Here is a 5,474-nt window from a genome sequence, read left to right as displayed (position 1 = left end):
TGGAACATCGCGGCGGTCACAGCTTCTCCCGGCTGTTCCCCGTTGTCAATGTCTTCCAATAGCACGAATGCCTGTGCCATGGAGTCCCAGCTCTGTAAATCCTTCAAAGCATTTTTCCATAATGCTAACCTTTTTTGCGTTCCATTGAGCTTCTGTATAATTTGCCATCTAATCATCCCTACTTTAATTGTAACATTTGTAACAAATCAATTTTAACATATACTAAAAAAATAATCAATACATTAAGATATTTTGTTATATTAACATTCATAGATTTTGGTAACACCCGGAAACACATATGATGTAAAGCCGCGTATAAACAGATTATATGTGCAAATTGTCCAAGCAGAGAACAATGTTTAAGCACGATTTTATAAAAATAACCCTCGAATCATTTCTGAAACGAGGGTTTGTAGGCAATATAAACTGCCTGATTTTTTTGTTATTGCTTCAAATAAAGCCAAAAGCCTTTTCCGAGAGATTTTATAATATTTTCAATCAAATCGGGTGAAAACAGCTTGTCGTCCTCGATAAGCAACGCAATCAGCTTTTGAATAAATGCCATATTTATGTCGTTTTTACTGTCAATATCGCACCTTTCGATTATTGTGCAGATGATGTGATATATTCTGTTAAGCTCCTTTGAGTTAAGGCATAGCATACCGCCCTTGAGCGTTTGCGCTATCGTGTCCGAGAATACGGAAAACTCATTGGCTTGTTTAAGCTCCCTGCCTTCTGTTTCCCAGTTGAACATATTGTGTTGTTCTATGGAAAAGGATTTACTTTCAATAATTGTATAATCCGCAAAATTATGAAGCAACCTGCCGACAACACAGTCCTTCGGCACAAAAATCTTTATTTTGTCGCGAAGCTCAACAGGTATTTCTCCATCCATAAAGCTGTCAGGAAAGCCGGGACCGTCATTGTTGTAAACGCGTATAATTTTTTCTTTTATGCTTTCGTTTGCACAGATGAATGCAAACAGAGCAAGATTTCCGCCCTTTGAGTGACCTGCAAGATAAAGGCTTCTTTTTGAATTTATGTAGTGAATGTTTATGTATTGAAGCGCCTTTATTTGACTTGTTACGGGAAATTCGCACGACATTGCAATATCCTCGCTCATTGAAGCGACCGAATCATCGGTGCCTCGAAAGGAAACAAAATCAAGTCTTTTATTAAGAGCGAAAATTGCGGCACAAAAGGAGAATTTTTTATCGTCATCCTCTTCTAAATGAAAATTACGGATTTTAACGCCCTTAAATCTTTCAGAGCTTGCAAGCTCAAAAAGAAGCTTGTAGGTGCTTCTTGTGTGGCGTTCGCCTTTTTTGGTGAGCGTGCCTTTATTTTCCTCAAGCTCCTGAGCAATTTTTTCTATCGTTTTTCCGATGTGTGCAGAAAAATCAAGATAAACAAGCCTGCAGAATATTATATTGTCAACATCATTCGGCATTTCTTCGTCAAAGGAGATACTGCCGAATTTGTTTATGTAATCAAACAGATTTGACATATTCTGCACAGTCCTTCCATAAAGCTTTTGTTTTGTCGAAAATATAAGCAGAGTTGTTTTTGTGATACTCGTATTCGTTTTCGCTTAAATTGTTTTCAATCTCTGCACAGGTAATCGGTTTGCCGTAGGATATAATAACCCTTTTGAACGGCATAAGCTTACCTGAAAAGTATATAGAGCAGGGGAGTATAGGCGCATTTGCCTCACAGGCAATTCTTGAAATACCGCTTTTTGCCTCTCCCGGAAAATAGGGAAGCTGAGAATTGATTTTGCCCTCGGGAAATATTGCAAGATTAAATCCCTTTTTCAACAGGTTAACGGCATAGGTAAGTGCTTGTTCGGATTTTCCGTTTCCTCTTTCAACGGGAAAGCAGTTTATTCTGCTCAAAAGCATTCTCTCAAACGGATTGTCAAAAAGCTCGCTCTTTGCCATAAAGTGAACGGGAGGGAGCTTTTTTGAATATGTAACAAAGATGAAATCTATTATCGAGGTGTGGTTTGTTGACAGAATAAAATTAGTGTCGGGTATGTTTTCTTCTCCGCGAATTTCAATTTTGAAAAGCAATTTTGCAAGTCCGTGCAGTATGCGAAACCAATGCTTTTCGGACCTTTTGTTTTCATAATGATTGTAATTATACATTTTTTGCTCCAATGAATAAAATTTATCTATATGTATTATAGTGATGGCAGGCATTAAGGTCAATGGGAAATTTCAAAAAAGCACACAAAAAAAGCGGTGCATTTATGCACCGCACAGACTGCCGACAAAGTTCAATCCGAGAGGATTGGCTTTGTCAGCAGTATGAGATTGAACATAAGGATCAATCTGTTTTTTCGTTAACGATTATCTTTTGGTTGTCACTGCCTTTGCCTTGGACCAAGAGGAATAGTATTTTTTGTTTTTATATGTTTTGTAGCACCTAACCCTAACATAGTATTTCTTTTTGCCCTTAAGCCCTGAAACAACTCTTGACAGTGTTTTGTTGCTTTTTATCGTTATGGTTTTTGCTTTTTTGAATTTGCTTGATGTAGAGTACTGAACCTGATAGCCGGTTGCAGATGAATTCCTATTCCAGCTTACCTTAAAGCCTCGGCTTCTTTTGTAAACAAAAACGGATTTTGCCTTTGCAACCTTTAGCTTGGGGATGACCTCGTTTTTCTTTGCGCCGCAGTCGCAGCAGGTCCTTACCCTAACACCTGTGCTTGCATAGGTTGCCTTTTTGGTAACGGTGTAGTTATCGCTCCAACGGTGTCCTGCCGGGTTTTTGTAGTCATACCTGCACTCATAATCACAGTTGAGGCAATAGCGGGTTTTGTAGCCCTTTTCATTACAGGACGGCAGGGTATTTAACACATAAAAATTATGCTGCAGCTGTGCCTTAAAATCGTGGTTGTATGTATATCCGCAAAAGATACACTCGCTGTGTGTATAGCCCTTTGAAGTACAGGTTGGTGCGTAAACAACGTTATAATATTCGTGCAAGGCACCGTTTGTAAGCTCCTCCTTTTTCTCGTTGCAGATTGAGCATTGGTAAACGGTGTAGCCCTGTTTGTAGCACTCAACCATCGGCTTGCTGATGATTTCGTATTTGTGCTCGTGCTTTGCAAGCAGAACCAATGAATATTCATCAATTTCGGCAGTGGAGAATATGTAGTATGTGAGTCCGGCCTTTAGCTTGGCGGTGACACTGATATTAAAGCCGTTTTCCCGGTCTATTTTCTGTTCAATTGCATTGCCTTTTTCATCTGCAAAAATCGCAATCGGTGCCAAATCACCCATTGAGCACACTGTGTACTCACCGTCAGTGTCTGCTACAAATTTGAAGCAGCCCTCAGTGTATTTTTCTACCTTGTTCTCCTTGTAAGGCTCGATAGTAGGAACATTGCCGTTATCATTAAACTGCATACATTCGGTACAAATACCGAATTCGTTATATTTGTGCTCGTTTGTTGCAGGCGCATACGTGTCCTCGTATACTTCAAAGCAGGTCTTGCAGGTTTTAATCGTAACACTGTCATTACCGCAATTACCGGGGATATTGATTTCGGCAAAGTCGTGGGTGTGCCTTTCAACCGTAACATCAAAGGATTCCTTGTCGTAGTCGAGCTTTTCAATAATTAATGTGTAAGCCTCGCCTTGCTTTAGGTTGTATACAATTTGAAAATTGTATGCCAGAGCATTGTCGTCATCCTCTTTCAGCACATTGCCATTAGAGTCGAGCAGTTTTGCGTAGGTGTCGATTGTTCCTGTTGATTTGAACAGATACGTTGTGCTTTCGGTGGGCTTGAAGGTTAGGGAATAGTATGCATCGGCATCGCTGTATTCAACTGTTGTTGCCTTGCCCTCAATCAGTTCGCCCAAATCTATTTTGTTGTCACGTTCTCTGTGGTTACAGTAGATGCAAAAGCCGTTTTTGTACCTGTGCTCGTTTGTAGCAGGTACAATGTCTTCCTTTTTTTGCTCGTGGCAGGTTTTGCAGTAATAAGAGGTATAGCCCTCATCCGTACAGGTAGGCTTAACAACCTCGTCCTTAACCCAACGGTGCTTGCCTGTCGGCTCGGTATAGTTTACAAATCTTGATGAATTGCACATTGCACAATAGTATTCAACATATCCATAATCACCGCAGGTTGCATTTACCTTTTGTTCGGTATAACGGTGATTATGCTCTGTGATGTCAAAATTTACCTTTTCGGTATATGTCCCGGTTTCCTGCAAAACAATAAGGTATTTTACATTTGCCTCAAGCAAAGTGGTAAGCGATGACGGACTGTTGTTTAGGTACGTGTTAAGGTCGTTTGCATACAGCATAACATTGACGGTGTTGATCTTTGGACTGATTGTATACATTTCGGTTTTTGACGGAGTGAACGACAAAATTTTTATGTCGTTAATCGAGCTGAAGCTGAGCTCTAATTTTTCATTAAGACCAACATTCACAATCTCGGCATCACAATTCAATGCGTTACAGTATTCGCAAAAGCTGTTTTTGAATTTGTGGTATTCGTTGCCGGGTGAAACGTAATCGTATGTATATCCTACGCTGCAGTTTTTGCATATTGTTTCGGTGTAGCCGGGTTCAACGCAGGTTGGTTGGTGTACCGTTTCAACAAAAATATGCTCACCCGTTGCCGGAGTAAACGTGTCATAATATACATATCCGCATTTTGAATTGGTACATACGTGCTCTGTGTAGCCAAGCTCGTTACATTTTGGTGCAATTACCTTGTCGCTGGTTCTGTGGATATGCCTTTGAACAATAAGGGACGATGTGCCGCTTGAGCCCGAGGCCCATTCAACATAAACGGTTTCGCCCTTTTCCATTTCAACTATAACCTCGAGGCTTCTGCTTCCGCTTGAACGGCCGTCGATAATCTCGTTGCTTTCGTCGTAGACATTTAGCAGGGTGGATTGGTAATAATCATCCTCAACCCTGCCGGAAAAGGTGTAAAATCCGTCTTCATCAGCATTGAATGCATAGGTGAATTTTGTGTTTGCAAGCTCCTCTTTAAGCGTAATTTTTGAATCAAGCGCCAATGCTCCGTTTATTCTTTGGTACTCGCTGTCCTTTTTTCCGCATCTGCAGGCTCCGTTAAAATAATGATGAACATCCTGCTCATAGGGTATTTTTTCGCTGTACTGGTTGGTGCATATGCTACATCTGTACGTAATGCTTCCGGTTGCCTTACATCCTTGGGGAGTGTATTGTGTAACATAATATTTGTGCTCGTGCTTGGCAGCAGTAAGCGTTACCTGAGTATTGGCTGCATAGCAAAGGCAAATGATTTTTATACTCTCGCCCGCATTGATGTGACGAACGGATTTGCTGTTCAAGAGTGAACCGTTTTCACTAAGCCTTATGCTGCTCTCGCCCGGCTCAACTGTCGATGTGATTTCATAATATCCGTCCGCGTCAGCGGTAAAGTTGAATATCAGCTCCTCATTTTGATACTTTGAGGTTAGGGT

The 5,474-nt window shown here is 40.7% G+C and carries 4 protein-coding genes; all 4 read right to left on the bottom strand.

Annotated elements, in window-relative coordinates:
* Nucleotides 1-45 precede the first annotated feature (45 nt).
* A complete protein-coding gene (locus Q0P34_RS08210; RefSeq protein WP_294955318.1) occupies nt 46-168 on the bottom strand; it encodes a hypothetical protein in 123 nt (40 codons plus the stop codon).
* 274 nt (nt 169-442) lie between these two features.
* Entirely contained in the window at nt 443-1,507 is a 1,065-nt protein-coding gene (locus Q0P34_RS08205; RefSeq protein ID WP_294955316.1) for an Mbeg1-like protein, read from the bottom strand.
* On the bottom strand, nt 1,491-2,147 hold the full coding sequence (locus Q0P34_RS08200; RefSeq protein ID WP_294955314.1) for a lysophospholipid acyltransferase family protein: 657 nt from the start codon (nt 2,145-2,147) through the stop codon (nt 1,491-1,493). The genes Q0P34_RS08205 and Q0P34_RS08200 overlap by 17 nt, the downstream gene beginning before the upstream one ends.
* A 204-nt stretch (nt 2,148-2,351) precedes the next feature.
* A partial coding sequence (locus tag Q0P34_RS08195) for a fibronectin type III domain-containing protein (protein WP_294955313.1) occupies nt 2,352-5,474 on the bottom strand: 3,123 nt, incomplete at its 5' end.

The organism is uncultured Eubacterium sp., from assembly GCF_945980375.1.
GTDB lineage: Bacteria > Bacillota > Clostridia > Oscillospirales > Acutalibacteraceae > Eubacterium_R.
The sequence above is the reverse complement of the archived record's forward strand: the minus strand, read 5'-3'. Positions and strand labels throughout refer to the sequence as shown.